The organism is Shewanella sp. FJAT-52076 (assembly GCF_019457455.1).
Lineage (GTDB): Bacteria > Pseudomonadota > Gammaproteobacteria > Enterobacterales > Shewanellaceae > Shewanella > Shewanella zhangzhouensis.
In genome coordinates, this window is sequence record NZ_CP080415.1 from 3392443 (window position 1) to 3415220 (window position 22778).

At 54.6% G+C, this 22778-nt stretch carries 18 protein-coding genes; 5 read left to right on the top strand and 13 right to left on the bottom strand.

Going from position 1 to position 22778, the window contains the following annotated elements:
* Nucleotides 1-55: 55 nt before the first annotated feature.
* The 3 genes from K0H79_RS14980 to hemG all read right to left on the bottom strand — a co-directional run bounded on the left by K0H79_RS14980 (nucleotide 56) and on the right by hemG (nucleotide 2931).
* Entirely contained in the window at nucleotides 56-1720 is a 1665-nt protein-coding gene (locus tag K0H79_RS14980; protein ID WP_220078178.1) for a methyl-accepting chemotaxis protein, read from the bottom strand.
* 141 nt (nucleotides 1721-1861) lie between these two features.
* Nucleotides 1862-2398 carry a cytochrome b/b6 domain-containing protein gene (locus K0H79_RS14985; protein ID WP_220076336.1) on the bottom strand — a complete coding sequence of 179 codons (537 nt, stop codon included), beginning with the start codon at nucleotides 2396-2398 and terminating at the stop codon, nucleotides 1862-1864.
* Complete coding sequence (gene hemG / locus K0H79_RS14990) at nucleotides 2395-2931, bottom strand: menaquinone-dependent protoporphyrinogen IX dehydrogenase (RefSeq protein WP_220076337.1); 537 nt, start codon at nucleotides 2929-2931, stop codon at nucleotides 2395-2397. Before hemG ends, K0H79_RS14985 begins: the two co-directional genes overlap by 4 nt.
* A 232-nt stretch (nucleotides 2932-3163) precedes the next feature.
* Between hemG and K0H79_RS14995 the strand changes: the two genes are divergently transcribed.
* From K0H79_RS14995 to K0H79_RS15005, 3 genes are all read left to right on the top strand, one after another.
* Nucleotides 3164-4360, top strand: a complete 1197-nt coding sequence (locus K0H79_RS14995; RefSeq protein WP_220078179.1) for an MFS transporter — start codon at nucleotides 3164-3166, stop codon at nucleotides 4358-4360.
* Nucleotides 4361-4536: 176 nt separating this feature from the next.
* A complete protein-coding gene (locus K0H79_RS15000) occupies nucleotides 4537-5382 on the top strand; it encodes a TIGR03899 family protein (RefSeq protein ID WP_220076338.1) in 846 nt (281 codons plus the stop codon).
* 188 nt (nucleotides 5383-5570) lie between these two features.
* Entirely contained in the window at nucleotides 5571-5750 is a 180-nt protein-coding gene (locus K0H79_RS15005) for a DUF2986 domain-containing protein (RefSeq protein WP_220076339.1), read from the top strand.
* Nucleotides 5751-6259: 509 nt separating this feature from the next.
* Here K0H79_RS15005 and K0H79_RS15010 read toward each other — a convergent pair.
* The 8 genes from K0H79_RS15010 to cobA all read right to left on the bottom strand — a co-directional run bounded on the left by K0H79_RS15010 (nucleotide 6260) and on the right by cobA (nucleotide 14684).
* A complete protein-coding gene (locus K0H79_RS15010; protein ID WP_220076340.1) occupies nucleotides 6260-6814 on the bottom strand; it encodes a hypothetical protein in 555 nt (184 codons plus the stop codon).
* Nucleotides 6814-7842: a hypothetical protein gene (locus tag K0H79_RS15015; RefSeq protein WP_220076341.1), complete on the bottom strand. Its 1029-nt coding sequence runs from the start codon at nucleotides 7840-7842 to the stop codon at nucleotides 6814-6816. Before K0H79_RS15015 ends, K0H79_RS15010 begins: the two co-directional genes overlap by 1 nt.
* A gap of 279 nt (nucleotides 7843-8121) precedes the next feature.
* Nucleotides 8122-8364 (bottom strand): hypothetical protein, encoded by a 243-nt coding sequence (locus tag K0H79_RS15020; RefSeq protein ID WP_220076342.1) that lies wholly within the window; start codon nucleotides 8362-8364, stop codon nucleotides 8122-8124.
* A gap of 678 nt (nucleotides 8365-9042) precedes the next feature.
* Nucleotides 9043-9639 carry an adenylyl-sulfate kinase gene (gene cysC, locus K0H79_RS15025; protein WP_220076343.1) on the bottom strand — a complete coding sequence of 199 codons (597 nt, stop codon included), beginning with the start codon at nucleotides 9637-9639 and terminating at the stop codon, nucleotides 9043-9045.
* Nucleotides 9640-9661: 22 nt separating this feature from the next.
* Entirely contained in the window at nucleotides 9662-11413 is a 1752-nt protein-coding gene (locus K0H79_RS15030; protein ID WP_220076344.1) for an SLC13 family permease, read from the bottom strand.
* Between the two features lie 98 nt (nucleotides 11414-11511).
* A complete protein-coding gene (cysN, locus tag K0H79_RS15035; protein WP_220076345.1) occupies nucleotides 11512-12921 on the bottom strand; it encodes a sulfate adenylyltransferase subunit CysN in 1410 nt (469 codons plus the stop codon).
* Nucleotides 12921-13829, bottom strand: coding sequence for a sulfate adenylyltransferase subunit CysD (gene cysD, locus K0H79_RS15040; RefSeq protein ID WP_220065518.1), 909 nt, complete (start codon nucleotides 13827-13829; stop codon nucleotides 12921-12923). The genes cysN and cysD overlap by 1 nt, the downstream gene beginning before the upstream one ends.
* Nucleotides 13830-13874: 45 nt before the next feature.
* Nucleotides 13875-14684, bottom strand: a complete 810-nt coding sequence (gene cobA / locus K0H79_RS15045; RefSeq protein WP_220076346.1) for a uroporphyrinogen-III C-methyltransferase — start codon at nucleotides 14682-14684, stop codon at nucleotides 13875-13877.
* A gap of 360 nt (nucleotides 14685-15044) precedes the next feature.
* Between cobA and K0H79_RS15050 the strand changes: the two genes are divergently transcribed.
* Together K0H79_RS15050 and K0H79_RS15055 are read left to right on the top strand one after the other, a co-directional pair.
* Nucleotides 15045-15929: a phospholipase A gene (locus tag K0H79_RS15050; RefSeq protein ID WP_220065520.1), complete on the top strand. Its 885-nt coding sequence runs from the start codon at nucleotides 15045-15047 to the stop codon at nucleotides 15927-15929.
* Nucleotides 15930-15942: 13 nt separating this feature from the next.
* Entirely contained in the window at nucleotides 15943-17451 is a 1509-nt protein-coding gene (locus K0H79_RS15055) for a S41 family peptidase (RefSeq protein WP_220076347.1), read from the top strand.
* Between the two features lie 359 nt (nucleotides 17452-17810).
* On the opposite strand, the gene K0H79_RS15060 is transcribed toward K0H79_RS15055, so the two are convergent.
* Entirely contained in the window at nucleotides 17811-19520 is a 1710-nt protein-coding gene (locus K0H79_RS15060) for a hypothetical protein (RefSeq protein WP_220076348.1), read from the bottom strand.
* A 614-nt stretch (nucleotides 19521-20134) separates the two neighbouring features.
* Entirely contained in the window at nucleotides 20135-22678 is a 2544-nt protein-coding gene (locus K0H79_RS15065) for a TonB-dependent siderophore receptor (protein ID WP_220078180.1), read from the bottom strand.
* Nucleotides 22679-22778 lie beyond the last annotated feature (100 nt).

A 22778-nucleotide genomic window follows, 5' to 3' on the forward strand; every position in this document is an offset into this window, starting at 1 on the left:
CCATTCCCCATTCAGCAAAAAGGCACCCGAAGGTGCCTTTTTCACGCTAACACAATCACACCTTGAACTGGCCGACCAGCTTGGAGAGTTGGGCTCCTTCGGTGGAAACTGTGCGACTCACGGTTCTAGCCTCCTGACTGGAGGCCAGCAGGGCGTTGACTATTTCCTGAATGGCATACACGTTACGGTTAATTTCTTCGGTCACAGAGCTTTGCTCGGTGGCCGCCGCGGCAATTTGGGTGCTCATATCATTGATAGCGGTAACGGCGCTGGTGACAGAGCCCAGGCTCTCGGAAATTGCTGTCGAGGCTTCCACCGACCGCTGACAACTGTGCTGGCTCTCATCCATGGTTTTTACGGCCGATGACACCAAACGATGCAAGTCGGTAAGCATTTCATTGATTTCCAAAGTACTTGCCTGGGTCCGACTGGCAAGATTACGCACCTCATCGGCCACCACCGCAAAGCCCCTGCCCTGCTCGCCGGCCCGGGCGGCCTCAATGGCCGCATTGAGCGCCAGCAAGTTGGTTTGCTCGGCAATGCCACCAATCACAGACAACACCGAATTAATCTTTTGCGACTGTTCACTGAGGGACTGAATATTGGCCGCCGCGTCGTTGACCTGTGACATCAGGTTGGAAATCTCTGCCAACGAACTGTCAACACAGGCCTGGGCTTTGGCCACATCGCCAGTGGCGGCATGGGTGGCTTCGGCCACCTGGGTGGTATTTTGTGCCACCTCGGCGGCGGTGGACGACATCTCAGTGATGGCGGTGACCACCTGATCGGTCTCGTTGTTGTGGCTGTTAAGCTGGTTCGCCATCTCAGAGGTTTGGCGGTCGATATCGACGGCGGCTTGTTTTACCCTGCCTGTGGTATCGGCCACATCGCGGATAATGCCCTGCAGCTTGTCCACAAATTGGTTAAAGGCGGTGCCAAGCTCTGCTATTTCATCCTCGCCACGAACGCTGAGGCGCGCGGTGAGATCCCCTTCCCCCTTGGCGATGTCATTCAGGCTGTCGACCATGGCGCGAATGGGTTTCACCATCCTGTGGGCGGCGCTCCAAATGGCTATCAGAGTGATAAAGGCAAGCACCAGCGACATCATGAAAATGGCCACGGCCTTTTCCAGCATGGACTGATGGGCACTTTGTGAATAAGCATCAACCGCAGCGTCTATATCATCCAGATAAGCGCCTGTGCCCAAGAGCCAGTCTTTGCCGGGGATGGGGGCGGCATAGCCAATCTTATCCACCAGCCCCTCGACCCCGGGTTTGGGATACACGTAATTAAAAAAGCCGCCGCCACGTTTGGCCGCATCAATCAGCCCCACCACAATCTTGGTACCCTGAGGATCAGTCATGCCGATTTGCGGCGTCCCTTCCAATGCAGGATTGGTGGCGTGGAACACGTTGGCGCCCTGATAGTCATAGATAAAGAAGTAACCGGCGCTGCCAAATCTCAGTGGCCGCAGGGCATCATTGATGTTGCCGTTTTGCCCCAGGCTTATCTGATGTTCGACAACGGCAAGGGCTATCTGGGTGGCCTCCTGGAGCTGCTGTTGCCGCTCGTTGACCAGCTCTTCCTTAAACAGGGCAACCGAGTCATCCAACGCCTGGCTCTCAACCTGCCAGGAATAACTCATCACGGCCGTGAGGATCAGTACCAAAGGCACCATGGCCAGCAGCAAAAGTTTGTTTCGCAGACTTAAATTAGACATAGATATGGACATACACCGCTCCTTCGATTCGCTCTCGGCACCGGGATTTATATGTGTTGAGTATAGCCCTACTACTCTAGGCTGATAGTGGCATGTTCAATGCCCTGTTGTCAGTAGCACAAGTAGCGAGCAAAGAAGGGCTTATTGACGGAAAAAGTCCAAAAGGTGTGACAGGGCCGCCAACACATGCAGCGCCAACAACACCACAAACCCGATGGCAAGGTCCTTATGCCAGGCCCGCCAGCTTAAGGCCTCGGCACTGCCTTCGGTGCAATACCACCCCAATCCGGTCAAGGCAACGGCCACCAGCAGCAGCGCACACAGGCCTTCTAGCAGGCTGAAAAGCCCACTGCCACCGCCTTTGGGCAGCCTGGCAGAGGCCAGAGCTTTTAAGTCCTGACGCAGGGCATCACTGCCCCACAGCGGAAAAAACTGCCGCCAGCGCCCCTGCACCACGCAGGAAATCAGCAGCAGGATGGATATGGGCACCAGCACCAGCCCCAGATACACGTGCAGCAAATCCCAGACAGAGGCGTTGTCCCTGAGCCTGCGGCCCAGCAATAAAAATGGCGCCGACACCAGCACCGGCAATACAGGCAGCAGCACCATCAAATGCAGCTTGGGTTGCAGTTTAAGCCACACGCCTTTAAGGCCATTGCCGCTGGGGTTGCCATTCATCGGGATAAAATTTCCATAGATGCTATTTCTCGGGAAAACCTATCAACTTTTTGCCAGTCGGTGTACTCCACCTTGGTATTGGGGTCGGTAGGCCCCTTGGTCAACCACATGATAAACCGGATGATATTTCGGTCCATGGCGCTATAGCCCTGATAGTGCAGGTTGCCGCCAAACACCTCCAGCAATTCCGGGCGCCAGGAGGATTTGGCTAAAAAGTCCTGCATATAGGGGTTGGTGGCCGCCGTATTTTTGGCTTGCTTGCGGGCCACCAGACTGACAGAGAAAAAGGCACCGGCCCGGCTTCGCAGCGCGTCCAGATTTTGCTCAATAAACTGGTACACGGCGCTGTTATGTTTGCCATGGCGAATGCTGGCTCCCAGCACCACCTTATCGAACCCCTCCAGACTGGGCGCCTGTTCCAGGGGCATCAGGGTCACCTCGTGGTCAAGGCCGCGCATCACCTCGGCAATGCGATCGCAAATCTTGCGGGTCTGACCATGGACGGTGGAAAAAAGAATAAGAGTTTTGCTCACGGTTTACCTGCCATAATTGCTCGGGCTTTAGGCGATGATAGGCCAAAGTGTATGATTTTTTATTGAAATGGATCACGAGCCATGGGTAGCGTGCCGGCCCGGATGCTTAAATTCCAACTGCCTCACATTTGTGCCCCCGGCAACTACATCTAAAGTTGCTTAATTTGGTCGGTAGCCAAATGGGATGTCAGGGTTTAACATGCCAAAATCTTCTGTGTTCACCGGTGTTAACATGCTTTCAGGGAATGAGGGTCAACAGGCCCAGCGGCTGCTGCTTTGGATGACATTTATCATGTCCATGGTGTTTGCCGTTTGGCAGGCGCTGCTGAACAACTTTGTTATCGAGCGGGCCCACTTCAGCGGCGCCGAAATCGGCATGCTGCAAAGCCTCAGGGAAGTCCCCGGATTCCTCGCCTTTACCGCCATCTTTGTTCTGCTGATTATCCGCGAACAATCCTTCGCCCTCCTGTCGTTGTTGGTGATGAGTATTGGGGTTGCCATTACCGGCTTTTTACCTTCGGTCTTGGGGCTTTACTTCACCACAGTGCTGATGTCGGTGGGCTTTCACTACTACGAAACCCTCAATCAGTCCCTCACCCTGCAATGGGTCGATAAAGAACAGACCGCCGGCTTTATGGGGAAGGCCCTGTCGTGGAAGGCCGCTGCCGCCCTCGGTGGCTATGGCAGCATCTGGCTGCTGATGACGGTGTTCAAGCTCGATTATGTGTGGATGTACGCCTTTGTGGGCGGCATGGGCTGCCTGATGACGCTGGCGCTGTGGCGCCACTTTCCCCGTTTCGACACAGGGGAAGTGCAGCACAAGAAGGTGATATTGCGCCGCCGCTACTGGCTCTACTATTTACTGACTTTTTTCTCCGGCGCCAGACGGCAAATCTTCGTGGTCTTCGCCGGGTTTATGATGGTGGAGAAATTCCATTACAGCGTCAGCGAAATCACCGCGCTGTTTTTGATTAACTATGTCATCAATCTCCTCTTTGCCCCCGCCATCGGTCGCCTGATTGGCCGCATCGGCGAGCGCAATGCCCTGTGCCTGGAATACGTGGGCCTGATTGGGGTATTTGTCAGCTACGCCCTGGTGGAAAACGCCTACTTTGCCGCGGCCCTGTATGTGATTGATCACCTGCTGTTTGCCATGGCCATTGCCATGAAAACCTATTTCCAGAAGATTGCCGACCGGCCCGATATCGCCGCCAGCATGTCGGTGAGCTTTACCATCAATCACATCGCCGCCGTGGTGATCCCGGTACTGCTGGGCTACCTGTGGCTCGAGTCGAATGCGGCCGTGTTTTATATCGGTGCCGCCATGGCGGTCTGCTCGCTGTTGCTGTCGCTGAACGTACCAAGGCACCCGGCCCCCGGCAACGAAGTCTTATTTCCGGCCAAGGCCCTGGCGCCCCGCACTGAATAGCGAGAGTAGGGAGTCGGAAGCCGGAAGCCGGAAGCCATTAATAAGCGCCGAACAAAAGCGCACCGGCCCCAGGCACAGTGATTAACAAAGACCGAGCCAGACTCTGCAATCTAAACCGGTCCAGAAAATAAAGAGCAGCCCATAAGAATAAAAAGCAAGAATTGAGAGACGAGCCCATGAGTAACAGCGACAACGAGCCAGAATTCAGCCTGACCGCAACCAGCAACCACAGCGATAACTCCGCCAGGCGCAAGGCATTACTGCTCGGACGCATACTGGGACTTGCCAGTGAAGAAGGCTATCGTCCGTCCAATGCCTCAGTGGCCGAGCGGGCCGAACACAGGGCGCGCAAGATGGCGGCCCAGCATCAGGCCAATGTGGAGTCTATCTATACCCTGGCGCTCAAGCACACCCCATCGGATATGGTGGGCGCAGATCCCGACCCCGACTGGCTGTATCAGTTTTTTCAGATGGCAGAGCAAATCCATAACCGCCGCATGCAGGAGCTGTGGGCCCGCATCCTGGCCAAGGAGCTGACCGAGCCGGGCAACTTCAGCTTGAGAACCCTGGAAACCTTAAGACGCCTCACCTGGCGCGAAGCCCAGACGCTGGAAAAGGCACTTGCCGTGGCCGTGCGCGTTGGCAGCGACGACCGACTGAAAATTCTCTCCGGTTTCCGGGTCACAGGCGGCATAGGCCAACTGTTTCGAAAATCCTCTTCTGTCACCCTGCCCCTGTCCCAATTCGGTCTGCCCTACTCGGCGCTGGTCACCCTGATGGACCTTGGCATACTGCACAGCAGCGAATTTGAAACCGGCGAGCTGGACCCCAAACGCAGCTTCTCGCTGATGCTGCCCAAGACCGAGCTTAAGCTCACCCCCAAACACAGCCATCTGCTGCTGTCTTACTACCGTTTTACCACCGTGGGTGATGAACTGGCCCATCTGGTACGCCCCCACACGGAGTCCAACTTCGGCCCCGCCCTCAAAGGCATGCTCGCCAAGGACTTTGACGTAAGCTGACTTGCAAGCTCAATCACCCTTCCCCCTGCGGCGGCTGTAGCATCCCAAGCGCCGCAGGTAGCTGTCTGCCGACATGCCAGGACATTTAACCCGCCTGCAATTGCTGCTATAGTGCGCCGTCTTTTTACACAGCCCAGCTTAAGCTGCCTTAGAGCCGCCACCCATTTGCCGTCACACATTAGCCGCCCATGAACAGAAAGAAGAAAATCAATCAGACCCTGATTGCCAAAGACAAAAAGAAGAAAGCCAAACTCCACGGCAGCAATAAACCCAAGTACGTTTCCAAAGCAGAGAGGGAGCGAATGGAGCTGCTGGCAGCAGAGGGAACTGTGGTGTCGGCTGAGAGTGTCGCAAGTCCCACTGAGTGAGTACGCACACTATCATCAAGCGTCGATTGGTCGGATAAAGCCAAGTTGCACTTAGTAGAGCTTCGCTAATTTGTCGCTTTGCAAGCGACCAAAGTCGTGGGTCTTCAACCCACACCCGAGGAAAGGGGGCCGTTTCGACAGGCAATTACGTCCATGCAAAATAGCCAGCTCACCATCCATGGTTTGCGCTGATGAACGCTCTGGCGAGCATCAGCCCTTATCCAATCCCCCTGCGACCCGCAACGAAGCGGACAACCCCTTGTGCATTGCCGCTCTTTTGCTATCGCGTCAGACGCTCGGACTTACATCCATATACGTCCATCCCAGCTCAACGTCCATGTCTCGCGCTCGTAAACCTGTCGCGTTGCGACACTCGCCCCTGATTCGACTGACGCTGCCTCGGCGTCCTTGCCTCGGCCACGCAACGATCGCCAATGCCCCGCGGCCGCTTCGAGCGGGATTAGTGCCCCCTCAGCCAAAGTGTTTTGGGTGTCGTGACTCTCACGCGTTCATTCACTTTTTTTCCGCCCCAGCAACCGCTCAAGCTCACCATATGCCCTACTTATAAACAGGTCGAAAACAAGCTCAAACGACGACACCAGTAATGTCCCCAATGCCGCGATTTGGACTATAAACAAAAACCAAACCAGTATGGCGCATGAGGCAATAACATACTCCTTGCAAAGCAACCCTGAAATAATTGGGTGGTCCGCCAGAGTTAACATCAAATCTGAAAGCAAAGACAATATTAGCGATGCCGTGCTAAACAACAGGACGAATACCAAGCTCTTTAAGACGCTTAGGTCTACACCGCTATAGGCTAGGTCTACCGAATCTTTCCCTTGCACTTTTATTAAAGCGCTGGGGTAAATCAGAGCTAGCCAAGCACCAATAACCCCAAAAAGAATTGCCGACACGTTAACCAGAATACCTATCTGTGCCTTTATGCTCTCTACTTGCAGTGTTGCAGCAAAATCAAAAAGGTAGTTCTTTGATGCAACGGCGTAGCCAACAACAATCAACACCCAGACCAGCGCACGCCACCAGCTAAAAGCGGATTTCATTACGCTACTTCCTTAACTCTTCCTTTTGGTACAAATCTAACTTGCTTGCGACCAATATATTCAAGCAATTCGCCAGCTCCGAAAGGGTTTTTCTTTTTCCGGATAATGTCAAAATCATGCTCAGTTCTCAGAACTTTACCATCAAGGAACACCTTTTTGCCGTGCTCACCCTTCAAGACAAAACCCAAATTATTGTACTTGTCAGGGTCTAAAATCTCCCTCTCGTACGCCCTGACTATGTCCTTGAAATCTTTCTCTGTGGCAGGAGTAAATTCTATTTCAACCTCCACAAGAGCTTGCCTGCCTTTTGGTAGCCCTCGACCGATTTGTTTGCTGCCAAGCTTGCTAAAGAATCCCTGCAACTCGACATCCTCTACTGACTTCTGAGCCCTTCTGACTACCTTAGTGATTCGCTTGTAGTTTTGAGTCAACTCCTCGACCGTACTCTCATCTATCTTACGTTTCAGTTCAAACTTGAAGTAGCCCTTCGCCTCCTCGCTGTGTGGATGGCTGAACCCAACCACCTTGTTGTCATCGCCCTCTTCGGTGATTGCAAACTCGGAATAATTATGGACATATGACGTAATGTAATTCTTGAGCGCTGCTATCGATGTGATTGCGTGGTCAAAATGAATGGTCGCGACCAAACCATGATTCAAGGAAATCCAGTAGTAGCTGGGCAAGCCAGGTATCACCTCTTTTGAGTTCACACCCGGCTTTACTTTTACCTCGCCAGGCTTTGAATCCTTAGATAGCGTAAGAATTTCATCTTCTGCATTTGTCATCTCATTCCAAAGAACAAAGACATACTCACCACTAGCACCATCAGCATCACAGCAATACACATTTGACTGACCTCTCCCCTTATCAGCCTTCCTTGTACTGGTGTTTACAGTCTGAGGTCTCCCCCTAACCCACTCAATCAACGAATCCAAGATTGCCTCGGCCGAGTCAAACAACTGCTCTTCCGAGGCCCTTTTGTAAATACCAAGCTTTTCGATATTGAAATACTGAACAGTACCCTTCATTTAAACCTCAGCACTACGGTAGGATTCACGAACACCATCTTGGTAACCCATCGCAAAGGCTGCGTGAGGACTTTTGTGTCGAACAGCTCCCGCCTGACTGACCGGTAAAGAATCAATATCGATATTCAGAAACTCCTCTCGTCTCAAGCCTAGCGCGAAACCCCGTTCATATGCGCACCCACAGCACTTGTGTCGCCCCGCGCCTCCCTGGTCGTGAGGGAGTACTTCAAATTCGGGGTAATGACGATGCTCACTTTGACAAATTGACATAAATACCCCTTATCTTCCCTTGTTGGACTGAGACAACACGGAGGCAGCAAGTTCCTTCGTCTTTTCGCTGTATTTTTCAGACTGAAGCACTTTTGAAGCTTGCGCTTCAATTTCTTTTCCTGTCTGCTTTGATGTGCCCGACTGAGCCATCGCGCTTGCAGCTAATGATTTCTGAATCTTTGACGAATTTTGATCCTTGAGGTTTTTTGCAGCCTTGGAGGCAACAGCCTGAGAGGTTTTCTTAGTATTCATGTGCTTATCCTGTGAAATAGACACTTATTAAATGATGTCTGCTTTCGAGAATTCCAAGTGGTGTTCTAAAATAAACAGCAATTACTTCATATCTTTGACTTCGATCACGAATCAAGCCACAACACAAAGTAATGACATAGTGTTGTACAAACAGCCGTTCACGGCAGGCTATGCTAGCACTTCATCAATTGACACCCAGAGCACCTAATTTCATACCGCAAAACGAGAGCAAATATACCCAACACCCTTTGGCTGACGTCGGTAAAAGGTAGGGCAAGGGAGAGTAAGGAAGAAAAGATAAGAAAAGATAGAACAGGCACAACACTTTACTCGCAGCGAGCACGGGGCAACTCCCCATCGGTGCCGCTGAGGGTGTTGGGAGTGGGCGCGTAGCCGAGACAGGATGTCGAGGCTGGTTCGGTCGAACAGGGATGTGAGTCCGAACCAGTAGCAAGACCAGTCCCATAAACCCGAAGGGCTTTCGGCACCGTCTGGGGCGGCACGGGAGATCCAAGAGGGGATTGCTGTAGATCCCCTCTTGGTCGGGTGTGGGGTGAAGCCCCACGACTTTAGTTGCTTGAAAAGCAACAGAGAAAAATTCAGAACTGCACGGCGTTAGCCAAATCTGATTTAGTGCCCAGAGTGCGACTCAAAAGCATAATCTAATTCACGCCCAAATTACGCTGGGATATATCCACCACTAATCAAATAATCCACCAGCTTCGCCACCTGCGAATCCAGATCCCCCTCACTGGTATCAATCACCAGTTCCGCACTCACAGGCGCCTCGTAAGGCGAGGAAATACCGGTAAAATCTTTAATCTCACCAGCCCGGGCCTTCTGGTAAAGGCCCTTGGGGTCGCGGGATTCACACACGTCGAGCGGCGTGGCCACGTGCACCTCAATAAACTCGCCCTCACCCACCAGGGCGCGCACCAGATCCCGCTCCGCCCGTTGGGGCGAGACAAAGGCCGAGAGCACCAACAGCCCTGCATCCAGCATCAGCTTGGCCACTTCGCCCACCCGGCGGATGTTCTCCCGTCTGTCTTCCAGGCTGAAGCCCAAATCTTTACACAGACCATGGCGCACATTGTCGCCATCCAGGAGATACGAGTGCAGGCCGCGGCGAAAGAGTTCGGCTTCCAAAGCACCGGCGAGGGTACTCTTGCCGGCACCGGAGAGGCCGGTAAACCAGAGAATGGCGCCGCGATGGCCCTTTTGCTCTGCGCGTTCGCTGTGGGTGATGGCGTGTTGGTGCCACACAATATGATTCATTTTCTCTCCTTGCCTCTGCCCGTTACAGGCTGTGGAACGGGAACATCAGGGGGATCAGCGCCAGTACCGCGAAGGTGTAGGCAATGGCCATGGGAATGCCGACGCCGACATATTGTTTTAACCGATAATTGCCCACGGTAAATACCAAGAGGTTGGTTTGGTATCCCCAAGGGCTGATAAAGCTGGCGCTGGCGCCAAAGAGCACCGCCATGATAAATGGCATGGGGTCTATGCCAAGGCCCTGGGCCAGGCTGATGGCAATGGGGCACACCAGCGCGGCGGCGGCATTGTTGGACATCAGCTCGGTTAAAAAGAGTGTCAGCAGGTAAATGCCCGCCATCACAAAGAAATAGTGTACACCGCTGAAGCCTGCGGTCAGCTCGTCGGCCAGCAATTTGGATATGCCACTGTTGCCCATGGCCTGTGACAGCGCCAGCGCACCGCCCACAATCAATACGATGTCGATGGGGAAACGGCGCTTAAGCTCAGACAGGGTCACGACCTGGGTCAGTAACAGCCCCACCACAAACAGGGTAAGGCCCTTAAGCAGCGGCAGCACATTGAACATGGCCAGGCCAATCACGGCGGCAAAACTCGCCAGCACCCAGGCGCTGCGGCCGGGGGACAAGCGGGTGGCCGAGTCTACGCCATTCACCAGCAGGAACTCTTTATCGAGACGCTGGGAGGCATCGCCAAACTGCTTGCCGGGCACCAGGAGCAGGGCATCACCGGCCTGGAGTTCGATAGTACCCAGACCGCCCCGCAGGCGCTCGTGGCCACGGCGCACCGCCACCACCACGGCATCGAATCGCTCACGGAACTGGGCATCTTTCAGGCTCACGCCATTGAGGCTGGAGGAGTGGCTGATGATGGCCTCGGCCAGGCTCTGGCCATTCATGGTGTGATGGCCATAGAGGGTTAAACCGGCGATTTCCTGCAATACCGCCACTGACTCCATATCACCGGCAAACAGCAGCACGTCTCCCTGTTGGAGCACCTCTTCCGGCGTGACCGGGATGATGGTGGTCTTTTCATCGCCGATAAGGCGCTGAATTTCCGCCAGATACAGCTTACGCAAATGACGCAAGCCCGCGTCACTCACGGTTTTGCCAATCAGAATCGAGCCTGGGGCAATGCGCGCCTCAAGAAAGTACGGCAGGTCTTGCTCGTCTTCGGCTTTTTCGGTTATGGGCAGGCGGTCGGCAATCAGCCACAGCACCAGCATACCCGCCAGCACCACCCCGATGGCCACCCCAGTGGTGGTGAAAAACTGCAGCAGCGGCAGTCCGGCGCGGTCGAGGAAGCTGTTGATCACCAGATTGGTGGAGGTACCAATCAGGGTGAGGGTGCCGCCAAAGGTGGCCGCAAAGGCCATGGGCAGCATCAGCTTTGACGGCGCATAACGCTGGTTGCGCTTGATGGCACCAATCAGGCTTGCCACCACGGCGGTGTTGGCGGTGAAAGATGACAGCACCGAGGTGGAAAACCACAGCTTGGTGAGCACGGTTCTCAGGCCGCCACGACTCAGCTGCACCCCGACCCAGCTGATAAGGCGGGTCTTTTCCAGCGCCACCGAGGCCAGCAGCAAGAGTACCAGGGTCAGCAGGGAGGAGTCGGTAAAGGAGGCCGACAACTCATTCAAGCTCAGGGAGTTGGAAACATAAGATAAGAGCGCCACCGCCGCAAACACCCAGGACGCCGGCAAACGGGTGCAGACAAGGGTACCGACCAGTGTCAGTACCATGCCTATTACCCAATATTGCTCCAACGTCATAGCCTTATCCTTGTATCCGGGGAAAAAACGGGCCCGAAGGCCCGCCGTATGTCTTCTTGCTTCAGTAGTGAGCAGCACTGTACCGCGCAGTGAAGCGATTACCGCTTGCTGATATCCAGCGCCTGCCAGTGGGGGAAGTGCTTGCGAATCAGGGCATTCAGCTCAAGCTCAAACTCACTGAAATCCGTAGTTTTGTGCTCGGCTTCCAGCGCGCTTTCCACCAGGCCCGCACCCACAGTGATATTGCTGATGCGGTCGATAAAGATAAAACCACCTGTGTCGCGGTTATCCTGGTAAGGGTCGAACACCACGGCCTCATCCAGCTCCAGCTCCACCAGCGCAATGCCGTTCAGCGGCAGCTCATCGGCCTTGTCTTCGGCCAGGGTGTTCACATCTATGCTGTGGATGATGTGGCGCACCGTGCCCGGCACCTTGCGGGTACCCAGCTTGATGTTGTATTGCTTACCCAGGGTCAGTGGCTGCTCGTGCATCCACACCACCTTGGCGAGCAGTCGGTTGGACACGGTCACATCGCTGCTGGCAGGCACTATCACATCGCCGCGGCTGATGTCGATTTCATCGTTCAGGGTCAGGGTGATGGCCTGACCGGCAAAGGCTTCGTCAAGCTCGCCATCGAAAGTGACAATGCTTTTTACGGTAGAGGCTTTACCGGAAGGCAGTGCCTTGACCGCATCGCCCACCTTAAAGCTGCCGCTGGCGATGGTGCCGGCAAACCCGCGGAAATCCAGGTTCGGGCGGCTCACATACTGCACCGGCAAGCGGGCTTCATAGTCACGATTGGCACCGGTAACCGGGGCATTTTCAAGAATCGACAGCAGGGTCTCGCCGCTGTACCAGGGGCTTTGCTCAGAGCGGCTCACCACGTTGTCGCCCTTGAGGGCCGACAGGGGCACAAACTTGATGTCCGGTACCTTGAGCTGCTCGGCAAAGGCCAGGTACTCGCGCTTGATTTCGTCAAAGCGCGCTTCATCAAAGCCCAGCAAATCCATCTTGTTCACGGCCACCACGAACTGCTTGATACCGAGCAGCGAGCAGATAAAGCTGTGGCGGCGGGTCTGGGTTTGCACGCCGTAGCGGGCATCCACCAGGATGATGGCAAGGTCACAGTTGGACGCGCCCGTGGCCATGTTGCGGGTGTACTGCTCGTGGCCGGGGGTGTCGGCGATGATGAACTTGCGCTTCTCGGTGGAGAAATAACGGTAAGCCACATCGATGGTGATACCCTGCTCACGCTCGGCCTGCAGACCGTCTACCAAAAGCGCCAAATCGATGGCTTCGCCGGTGGTGCCGTGCACCTTGGAGTCTTTCGACAGGGCAGCGAGCTGATCTTCATAAATCTGGGCACTGTCGTGCAGCAGACGACCAATCAGGGTCGACTTGCCATCATCCACCGAGCCACAGGTGAGGAATTTGAGCAGCGACTTGTGCTGTTGTCTTTCCAGGTACTCTTCGATACCCAGATCTTTTACCTGCTGTGCAATAGACATCAGAAATACCCCTCGCGCTTTTTCTTTTCCATGGAACCCGATGAATCGTGGTCAATCACCCTGCCCTGGCGCTCGCTGGAGCGGGACAGCAGCATCTCTTCGATGATGCCGGTGAGGGTGGTGGCGCTGGATTCGATGGCGCCGGTGAGCGGATAACAACCCAGGGTGCGGAAACGCACCAGCTTCTGCTCGGGCACTTCGCCTTCGTTCAGTGGCATACGATCGTCATCCACCATGATGAGGGTGCCATTACGCTCTACCACGGGGCGGTACCCGGCAAAGTACAGCGGCACTATGTCGATGTTTTCCTGATAGATGTATTGCCAGATATCCAGTTCGGTCCAGTTGGACAGCGGAAACACACGGATGCTCTCGCCCTTGTTCACCTGGCCGTTGTAGGTGTGCCACAGCTCGGGGCGCTGGTTTTTCGGGTCCCAGCGATGCTTGCTGTCGCGAAAAGAGTACACACGCTCCTTGGCGCGGGACTTCTCTTCGTCACGGCGGGCACCACCGAAGGCGGCATCAAAACCGTATTTGTTGAGCGCCTGCTTCAGGCCCTCGGTCTTCATCACGTCGGTATGCTTGGATGAACCAAAGGTGAAGGGGTTCATGCCCATGGCAATGCCTTCGGGGTTTTTGTGCACCAGCAGGTCGAAGCCGTATTTTTTCGCCGCTTCATCACGGAAAGTGATCATGTCGCGGAATTTCCAGTCGGTGTCCACGTGCAGCAAGGGGAACGGAATTTTGCCCGGATAGAAGGCTTTGCGCGCCAAATGCAGCAGCACAGAGGAATCCTTACCGATGGAATACAGCATCACAGGGTTATCAAACTCCGCTGCGACTTCACGGAAGATCTGGATGCTTTCCGCTTCCAGTTGCTCAAGGTGGCTTAACACAGGCCCTGACATCTTGTTTCTCCGAGTCTTATTTGTGAGAAGGCTGCCGCGGCAGCATCAATTCGTATTCTGTTTGGGCAGAACCTCTGCCACTTGGGCGGGTTCAAACCAGTTGAGGGTGTCGGCGAGGCTCACCACTTCCCCCACTATCATCAGTGCAGGCATCACCACCCGCTCATCTTTGGCGAGGGTTTCAAGGTCGCCCAGGGTGCCAATCACCCGCTGCTGATGGGCGGTGGTGGCACGGGATACAATGGCCACCGGGGTGGCTGGACTGCGGCCATGTTGGGTCAGCTCCCGCTGGATGAGTCCGGCGTTGAGAATGCCCATGTACACCACCAGGGTGTTGGCCGGATTGGCATAGCCCTGCCAGTCCATGGGACGGCTCTCGAGCTGGCAATGACCGGTGATAAAGGTGACGCCCTGGGCAAAGTCTCTGTGGGTAAGCGGAATACCGGCATAGGCTGAGGTGCCGCTGGCGGCTGTAATGCCAGGTACCACCTCAAAGGCCACCCCGGCTTCGACCAGGGTTTGCAACTCTTCGCCGCCACGGCCGAAAATAAAGGGGTCGCCACCTTTAAGGCGCACCACGTTTTTACGGGTAAAGGCCTTGGTCACCAGCAGTTGGTTGATTTCTTCCTGACGGGCGCTGTGGGCACCGGCGCGCTTGCCAACGGCAATCTTTTCGGCGTGTTCTGGAATGAGGGCGAGAATGTCATCACTGACCAGTGCGTCATAGAGTACGGCATCGGCGCTGGCCAGGATACGGGCAGCCTTCAGGGTCAGGAGTTCCACATCTCCCGGACCGGCACCCACTAACCACACCTTGCCGTTGGGCCCTTGGCCCGGCAACGTTACAACGTCCATACACACCCCCACTTACCAGATTGGAAGCCAATATAACGGGCCTTATATTCCTTAAAAAATAGTAAATAGTTAGTTTTTATAACCAAAACGAATATATAGACTGGCGAGACACCACCCTGTTAACACTGAGCGCCCGGACAAACGCCCGAATCAAAAAATACCCAACAAAACAGAGTGCTAAAGAAACGACTGTGCAAATAACAGCCCATACAGGCAAACTAACTTATCGCGAAAAGTTCTATGCTGTGGCACAAAAGACCAGCGGCTTCACGTTGAGCCATGGGGAATTCTGGTAAATGCGCGGCGGGGGCGTTAATCTGCCCTACAACAAGATAGGCGCTATATGTTCATGGAAAGACAATGAAAAACTTAATGAGAAATTTATTACCTCTGTTGTTTATTTCCCATGCTGCCCTGGCAGAAGAACCCTCTCTGGTGGATGAACGGGTAAAGGATGAGCTTGCTACCTCAGAGCAACCCTTCGTGATCACCCCCCACAAGGTAAACTACATATTGCCGGTGACCTACAACAGTTCCCCCAATATGAAGCCCTTCGAAGAAGAAGCAGCGGAACATCCCTTCACCCTGGATGAGATGGAAGCCAAGTTTCAGATAAGTTTTAAGTTTCCCCTCTGGTATAACGTCTTTGGTGATAACGGCCACCTGTTCTTTGCCTACACCAACCAGTCATACTGGCAGGTTTACAACAAGGACATCTCCTCACCGTTTCGTGAAACCAACCACGAACCAGAGCTCTTTATGTTGTTCAACAACGACTGGGAAGTGTTTGGCCTGACCAACTCCTTCTGGGGCTTTGGTGCCGTGCACCAGTCAAATGGCAAGGCGGGTGATTTCTCCCGCAGCTGGAACCGCCTCTATGGCACCATGGTGTTCGACCGGGGCCCACTGGCCATTGGCGCCAAGGTGTGGTGGCGACTTCCTGAAGATGAAAAAGAATACGAAGGCGATCCCCGTGGTGATGACAACCCGGACATCGAAGATTACATGGGCAATTTTGAACTCCAGGCAGTGTATGGTCTGGAAGAACATCGCTTTACAATGCTGCTGCGCAACAATCTCGACAGCCCCAACCGGGGCGCCGTTGAGTTCACCTGGAGCTATCCCATCATAGGCAATCTGCGATTCTATACCCAATACTTCAATGGTTATGGAGAGAGCCTGATAGACTATAACGCTCACACCCAAAGGATTGGTATCGGTATATCAATCAACGACTTACTTTAAGAGAACGAACCCCATGAAGGCCACTTCGGCCGGACAGCCAGCCGCCGCGCTGCCAACCTTTGATGCGGTGTTGGCGGCGCTGGTTATGATCATCACCGTCAGCGCCATGCGTCTGAGCCTGTTTCTCTGGCCACAAGAGCCCAGGGCCTATACCCTCACGGCCCGGGAAATGCGTCAGGATCTCTATATTCTGCAACGGGAAATCGCCGCCCACTCGGCATTTTTAAGCCTGGAACCCGTCATTAAACAGCAGCGGATAGACAGCTATATCCGCGCCATGAGTAATCGCTACCCGGATCAGATCCCATCGCCCCTGTTTGCCGCCGAAGTGCTGAAAATCCTCAACCTGCTGGATGATCCAGGGGTTGCCACCGAGGCCGATGCCGAGTTTGGCCAGCTGTTGCCGGTACAGCTCAGGCCCATGGAAGACAGCTGGCTGGCCTTGAACGAAATCCTAACGCCATTTGATGAAAATCATCCATTTATCAGTCATCTGGATGATATCCCCATGGCGCGATGGCAGGAGGCCGTCCAGGCATTTTTACCCGCCAGTAGCAAGTACAGCCTCACGGAGCAGGCAACCTGGCTAACGCGCACCAGCCTGTTGCGAGGTGAACTGGGGTTGGTGCAAAAGCCTGAAGTTACCCTGACCCTCACCAACCCTGAGGGCCAGCAAAGGCGCACCCGTTTGCCACTGTTACCGCCCTCCCCCGATCCCTCGGTGATAGCCTTGCCTTTCAGCATCCAGCCCATTGGCGACCGGGGCTTTTGGGTGACCATTGGCGATTTGAACGAACTCGAGCAAAACCGTGCCCAGATGCAGGAGCTAAAACGGGCCATGACGGCCGAACTTCTGGTATTGGATCTTCGCCGCACCCAGGGACAAAGCCCGGCGCTGCTGACCGTGCTGGCTGCCTATGCCGACGAAGACTCGACCATGCTTGGCTTTGCCCGTTACCGAACCTCGGTGGACAAGCGCAACGACTATCTTGGCAACCGCGCATATCAGGCCGTCAGCGAAGGGCCGCAATTGGTGGAGGACGACGCCCACAGCCGCTTTGGTCAGTGGTACGCCAGAAGCCAGCCAAGGGCCGACAAAGTGAGTGGCCGCCTGGCACTCATTGCCGGGCCGGGTTGTCGTCAGGAGTGTGAATGGATAGTGCACAGCGCCAAGGGCTGGCAGCGGGCCATTATCATAGGTGAAGACACCATGGGAGACCTGGGCAAGCTGCACGCATTTCAGTTACCCAATCTCAAGCAGCGGTTTTATTTTTCCAGCTCACTGGCCTACGCCCTCGATGGCAGCCTGATTTCCGGTGCCGGCACCAGCCCGGATATCTGGGTGCCCGGGCAGGAGTCGTTCGATGCCGAAGGGATATTGGCACTGATTGGTGAGCTTGCCCCTGTCGAGGCCCTAACGCCTACAGAGGCCACAGTGGCTGAGCAGTCTGAGGAAGCATCAGCAAACGAGCCGCCTGAAGAAACCCCTGAAAAAACCCCTGAAAAGACCAAGGCGCCGTAGCCCGAAAAATCCAAAGCGCGGTAGCCTCACAACGCTCAGGTGCAGGTGACGAATACCCCCGCAAGCCAGGAAGAGTCTACGCCTGCCAAGACACCAACAGCCGACTCTCAGGCCGCGGAATCCCCAAGGCCCCAAGCGCCGGTCATGGACACACCAGTTACTGCGCTGCCAGCACACATTCCGAGCACCGATGGAATGACACGGGGATTAGGGGATTAAGGGATTAAGGGATTAGGGGATTAGGGGATTAGGGGATTGAGGGATTGAGGGATTGAGGGATAGTGTCGACCATAAAAAAACGCCGCTTTGCGGCGTTTTTTTATTAGGGTCTGGCTGACATCCGTCGGGCCTGACTCACATCAGGGCTTGGTTACAAAGCCAGTGTTGAATACCGGGCCCTGCTCGTTGATGTCCATCCCCATTTGTACCTGCATCTTGTAGTCCTTAAGGGCTTCAAGCTCTTCCGGGATTTCTTCACCCGAGGCTTCCATCAGGGTCATCAAAGGTGCCAGCAAACGACCATAATCGGCAGACATACCAAAGAGGCCATTGGCGGCCAGGGTCTCTCCCTTGAGGCTCTCCGCCATACGTTTTCCGCCCTCACCGCTGTAAACCACCAGATGCTGACCGCGCAGCCCCAGCTTGGCCGTCACGCCAAACTCAGCAGGGATAAAGTCAGACAGGTCGACATCATCACCCGACTTGAGATCGATTTGCCCCAGCATAGGTGCAAAGGGTTTTACCATGTCAAACAGGAAGGCAGGGTCTTCGGCAGAGAGACTCACCAGGGCATCCAGCTTCTTCACGCTGGGTGCGTCATCCGTTATCTGCAGATCGTAGTCCAGCACGGCTGCGCCTATGCCCTTCACACCATCGGCCATGGCGGTTGCCATGCCCAGCATGGCCGGGTTGGCGGCTTCCATTTCGGTTTGCAATTCTGCCAGTGGCTGGCACTGCAAACGGGGGGACATAAAGTCACTCCACACCTTGTTCAGCGATGGTGCCAGCTGGCCCACGTCCAGACCCAGCCCCATGGCCATCACACTGTCACCGGGCTTTTGCACATATCCGGCTATATAGCCGCGCATCTTGTCCAGCGCCTTGATAACCACTTCGTTGCGGGTTTCCAGCACCATCTTCATATCCATGCTGGCTTGCTTGCTGTCCACCTTCATGGAGGTCATACCGGCAACAGTCCGTGGCCAGTTGGCCGCGATGGCATTGAGTTCGGTCTGACACTCTGGCGTGCGCAGTTCCAGGAAGGGATCTTCACCAGTCTTGGCAAAAAGGTTCATCAGCTGTTTACCCAGCTGGTTGTCACCGGATACGACTGCTCTGACCAACTCCTGATGATTGATATAGCTGACACTGTCATCCATAAACCCGTGGGTTTTGATGATATCGGCCAGCAGTGTGGTGCCCGATAAAGGGTTGGTAACCTTGGTGACGCCCAGTGCATGCTCCAGCAGCGTGGGGTCCTGGAAACTGGTATTGAGAGTGACACTCACCATGCCCTCGCGATCGGCAATAACCAGTTCCACTTTTTCTTCGTCATTGGCATCGGACAGCAAATAGCTGCGGTAGCTTTGCCCGGCAACTGTGCCCTGGGTGTGCTGCCAACCGCTGGCCTGCTCGGCCTCGTCCATTAACTTCCAGAAGGCGGCGGTATCGGCCACTTCCATACGGGCAACAGGCAAGGCGCCCAGGGTATAGAAGAAGCCACGGCTTTGTTCGCCAAGGCCGAAGCGCTTGAGCATGGCGGCGGGATCCTTCAGTCCTTCCACATAGGCCTTATACAGGTACATGCCGAAGTGGACGCTGGGCTCGGTAATTTCATCCATCTCTTCCTGCAACAGTGGACTTTGCGCCAGATGGGCCGAGTTGCCTGCGGTGGCAATCAGGTAGTCCTTGATGGGAAATGGCTTCAGCTGGCCCGAAAAAATGGGGGTGTCAGCGGGGATGTAATCGAGGGCTGGATTGGTCAAGGCGCCCTGGCCTTGCTGCTGGCTGTACCAATAGGCTCCCGCTCCGGCGGCGATAATGGCCACGGCTAGCGCAAGTTTTTTCATGGAAGACTCCGTTCTGTGTCGAAAGTAAAATGCAGGCAAACCCGGACTCAATTCCTCAAGCCCGACATCCCTTAGCCAGATAAAGGTTTAATGAATAAGGGAATAACCGGACAAAAGTAACACAGTAAGGAGAGAAAGTGGTAATGCCCCGGATAGCCCAGGAGGAGAGAGGGGGCTATCCGGGGAAAGGGAATGATTGCCAAGCGCCAGCAAGTCAATCAACGAGCATCGGCCACAGAGGCCAGGTTTTCGAGCTTCAACACCCCTTACAGAGGGCCATCAAGAGGGATGACCAAGGCTCAGTGGGACTAACCCAAGGGTGACTACTCAAAACCATCTACGGGAACTTACAACTATAGCCCAAGTCTTAAAATTGTGAACAAGCTTGTGGAAAAAAATGTACAAAAGTTTTATGAAACGCTTAATAAAGGCGCTTTAATCAATTTATATCAATTGATTATAAAAAATAACCCTGTTGAAAACCTTATCCACACCCATCAGGATGGCACAGCATTTTCAGGGTATGGATGTCGGGACAGTTAACCCAATATCAGCCCTTTTCCAATAAAAAAGGCTGCAGATGCAGCCTTTTCGCGTCACAGAGCTTCTGATTATCAGAAGTTGTAATTCAGACGGGCGTAGTAGTAACCGCCGTTGAATCCATAGGGTGAAGTCACAGGATACGCCGCACCCGCAATACCGGCCCATGGGTTTTCGTCTGGGTAGGTATCAAACAGGTTTTGTGCACCCACTGCCAGGCTCCAGTTGTCGTTGAAGTCATAACCGACTTCAGCGTCAAAGGTCACGGTAGAGCCGTTGTGGATAGGCAGATCACCTTCTGAATCCAGGTGGTCTTCATAGAACTCACCGTAGTAGTTCATGCGAACCATGGAGCGCAGATTGGCACCCAGCTCCTGGGTCCAGGTCAGGGTGCCCTTGTGCTGTGGCAGCGCTTCTTCAAGCACTTTCACACGGGCTTCACTGATGTTGTCCGGATTGAATCTGTCGACTGTGGTTTCAGTCCAGTTATAGGCCAGCGCAAAGTTGGCACCATCCAGCCAGTCAGGTGCGTAACTGGCAACCAAATCGACACCCTGGGTAGTGGTATCGAAGTCATTGGTGAAATAGAGCACTGAACTGTAGCTGTTGGCATCCAGCACGCCCTGGGCAATCAGCGCATCCTTATCCGCCTGGGTCAGCTCCTGGTTGGAACTCTGGGTGATGCGGTCTTCCAGGGTAATGTGGAAGTAATCCGCAGTCAGGAAGAATTCACCCACAGTGAGCACCGCACCGAATGACAGGTTAACCGAGGTTTCCGGCTCCAGCGGTGTCGCGCCTTTCTGGATGGAGATAGGGTTGGTAGGAGGCAGGGTTGCCTGATCTTCCAACTGACCACCGGAGAACGCCGTTGTTACGTTACGCACGTTGCTCTGACCCACGGTAGGTGCACGGAAGCCAGTACTGGCCGCGGCACGCAGCGAGAAGTCGTCGGTCACATTGTAGATGGAGCTCAGCTTCCAGTTGGTAGTAGAGCCGAAATCATCATAGTACTCGTAACGCAGGGCTCCGGTTACCAGCCAGTTGTCAGTCAGGTCATGCTCAGCATCGAAGTAAGCGGCGTAGTTGTTGCGACTCCATGAACCGGAGTCCTGGGGTTTAAAGCCGGGGAAACCGTTGGAACCGATACCAAAGCCCTGGGTGTACAGTGGGCCAAGCTCAAAGGAGGCTGGGTCGCCATTGTAAATTTCAAAAGTTTCGCGGCGGTATTCCAAACCGGCGGCGAAGCTCCACTCATCCACTTCAAAGTAGCTGAAATCCAGCGATGCACCGCGCTCCATCTGCACGTAACGACCGGGATTGAAGTTGGTGGGCGAATCCGGGCCCAGTGAGGCGTTGACTGTGTTCTTGATGTAGAAATCGGCGTCACTCTTACCGTAGCTGACACCAAAATCATAGTTCAGGTTGCTCGCGGTGGTGCCCTTCACACCGGCGCTCAGGGAGGTGTCTTCAATCACACCACCAAAACGTGGCGTAAAGCCACCGGGGAACATTTCATTGAACACAAAGCAGTTAGGGTCGTTCTTCACCTGCGCCAGCGCCTCAGGATCAGGCACGTTGTTGGTAATGGTGATAACGGGGCAGTTACCGGACATATCACCGGTCAAATCACCCACCAGCAGAGTTTCACCATCATCACCGCTGTAAACGCCACCGCGGTTGTTGGGGTTACGGAAGTAGAAGCCACCTTCTACGTCACGGCGGGCCCAGTTACCAAACATGTATGCTGTTTGATTGGCATTGAGATCCAGACCGGCGTTGAAGAAAAACTTAAAGTCTTCTTTGGTTTCCGGGGCACCCCAAATCTGGGCGGGATTAGCCACGGCCGTGTTACCTGCGGCAATCAAGTCGGCAGCATCATCACGCTGCACACTGCGACTGGTGGCATCGGCGGTTTTGTACTCGGCACTGACGTTGAAGAATCCGTTATCAGTCAGCGGCATACCCACGTTAGCCGCAATCATGGGACTGCCACCGTCACCTTCATAGAATTCGCCATAACGGGCTTCGATGGTGCCACCTTCGGCATTGTCTTTGAGCTGGAAGTTAATCACGCCGGCAATGGCATCCGAGCCGTACTGGGCCGCCGCACCATCACGCAGTACTTCAACCTGCTTGAGAGCAACGGCGGGGATCACCGAAATGTCCGGGCCCTGGGCACCGTTTGACACGCCGCCGCCCAGGAAAGAAATGACTGCCGCACGATGACGACGCTTACCGTTTAACAAAATCAATGTATGGTCAGGCGCCAGACCACGCATGTTGGCAGGGCGCACCAGGGTTGCGGCATCGGAAATAGGTTGGGCGTTAACGTTATAAGAAGGAACGACCTTGCCGAGCAGGTCGTTCATGTCGGTAGTTCCGTTCTTGGTCAGTTCGTCATTTCCTATGATGTCTACCGGCACTGGGGATTCACCCACTGAGCGAGGTGCAGCGCGAGAACCCACAACGGCGATCTTTTCAATATTATCGCTCGCCTGAGCTGATTCCTGCGCCTCTTCGGCCCAGGCCGCACTTGCCCCCATAACCCCAGTCAAAGCCAGCGAGACTGCCAAGCTCAACGAGCTCAAGCCAAACCTTTTAGTGTCTTGTATGGTCATCATCTTTGCTCTCAATTGTTTATTATATTTTTATCTCTTCGGAACCCGTCGGCAGCATCCCGAAAGCACTTCCCAAGGACAGCAAAATAGTCCCCCAAAG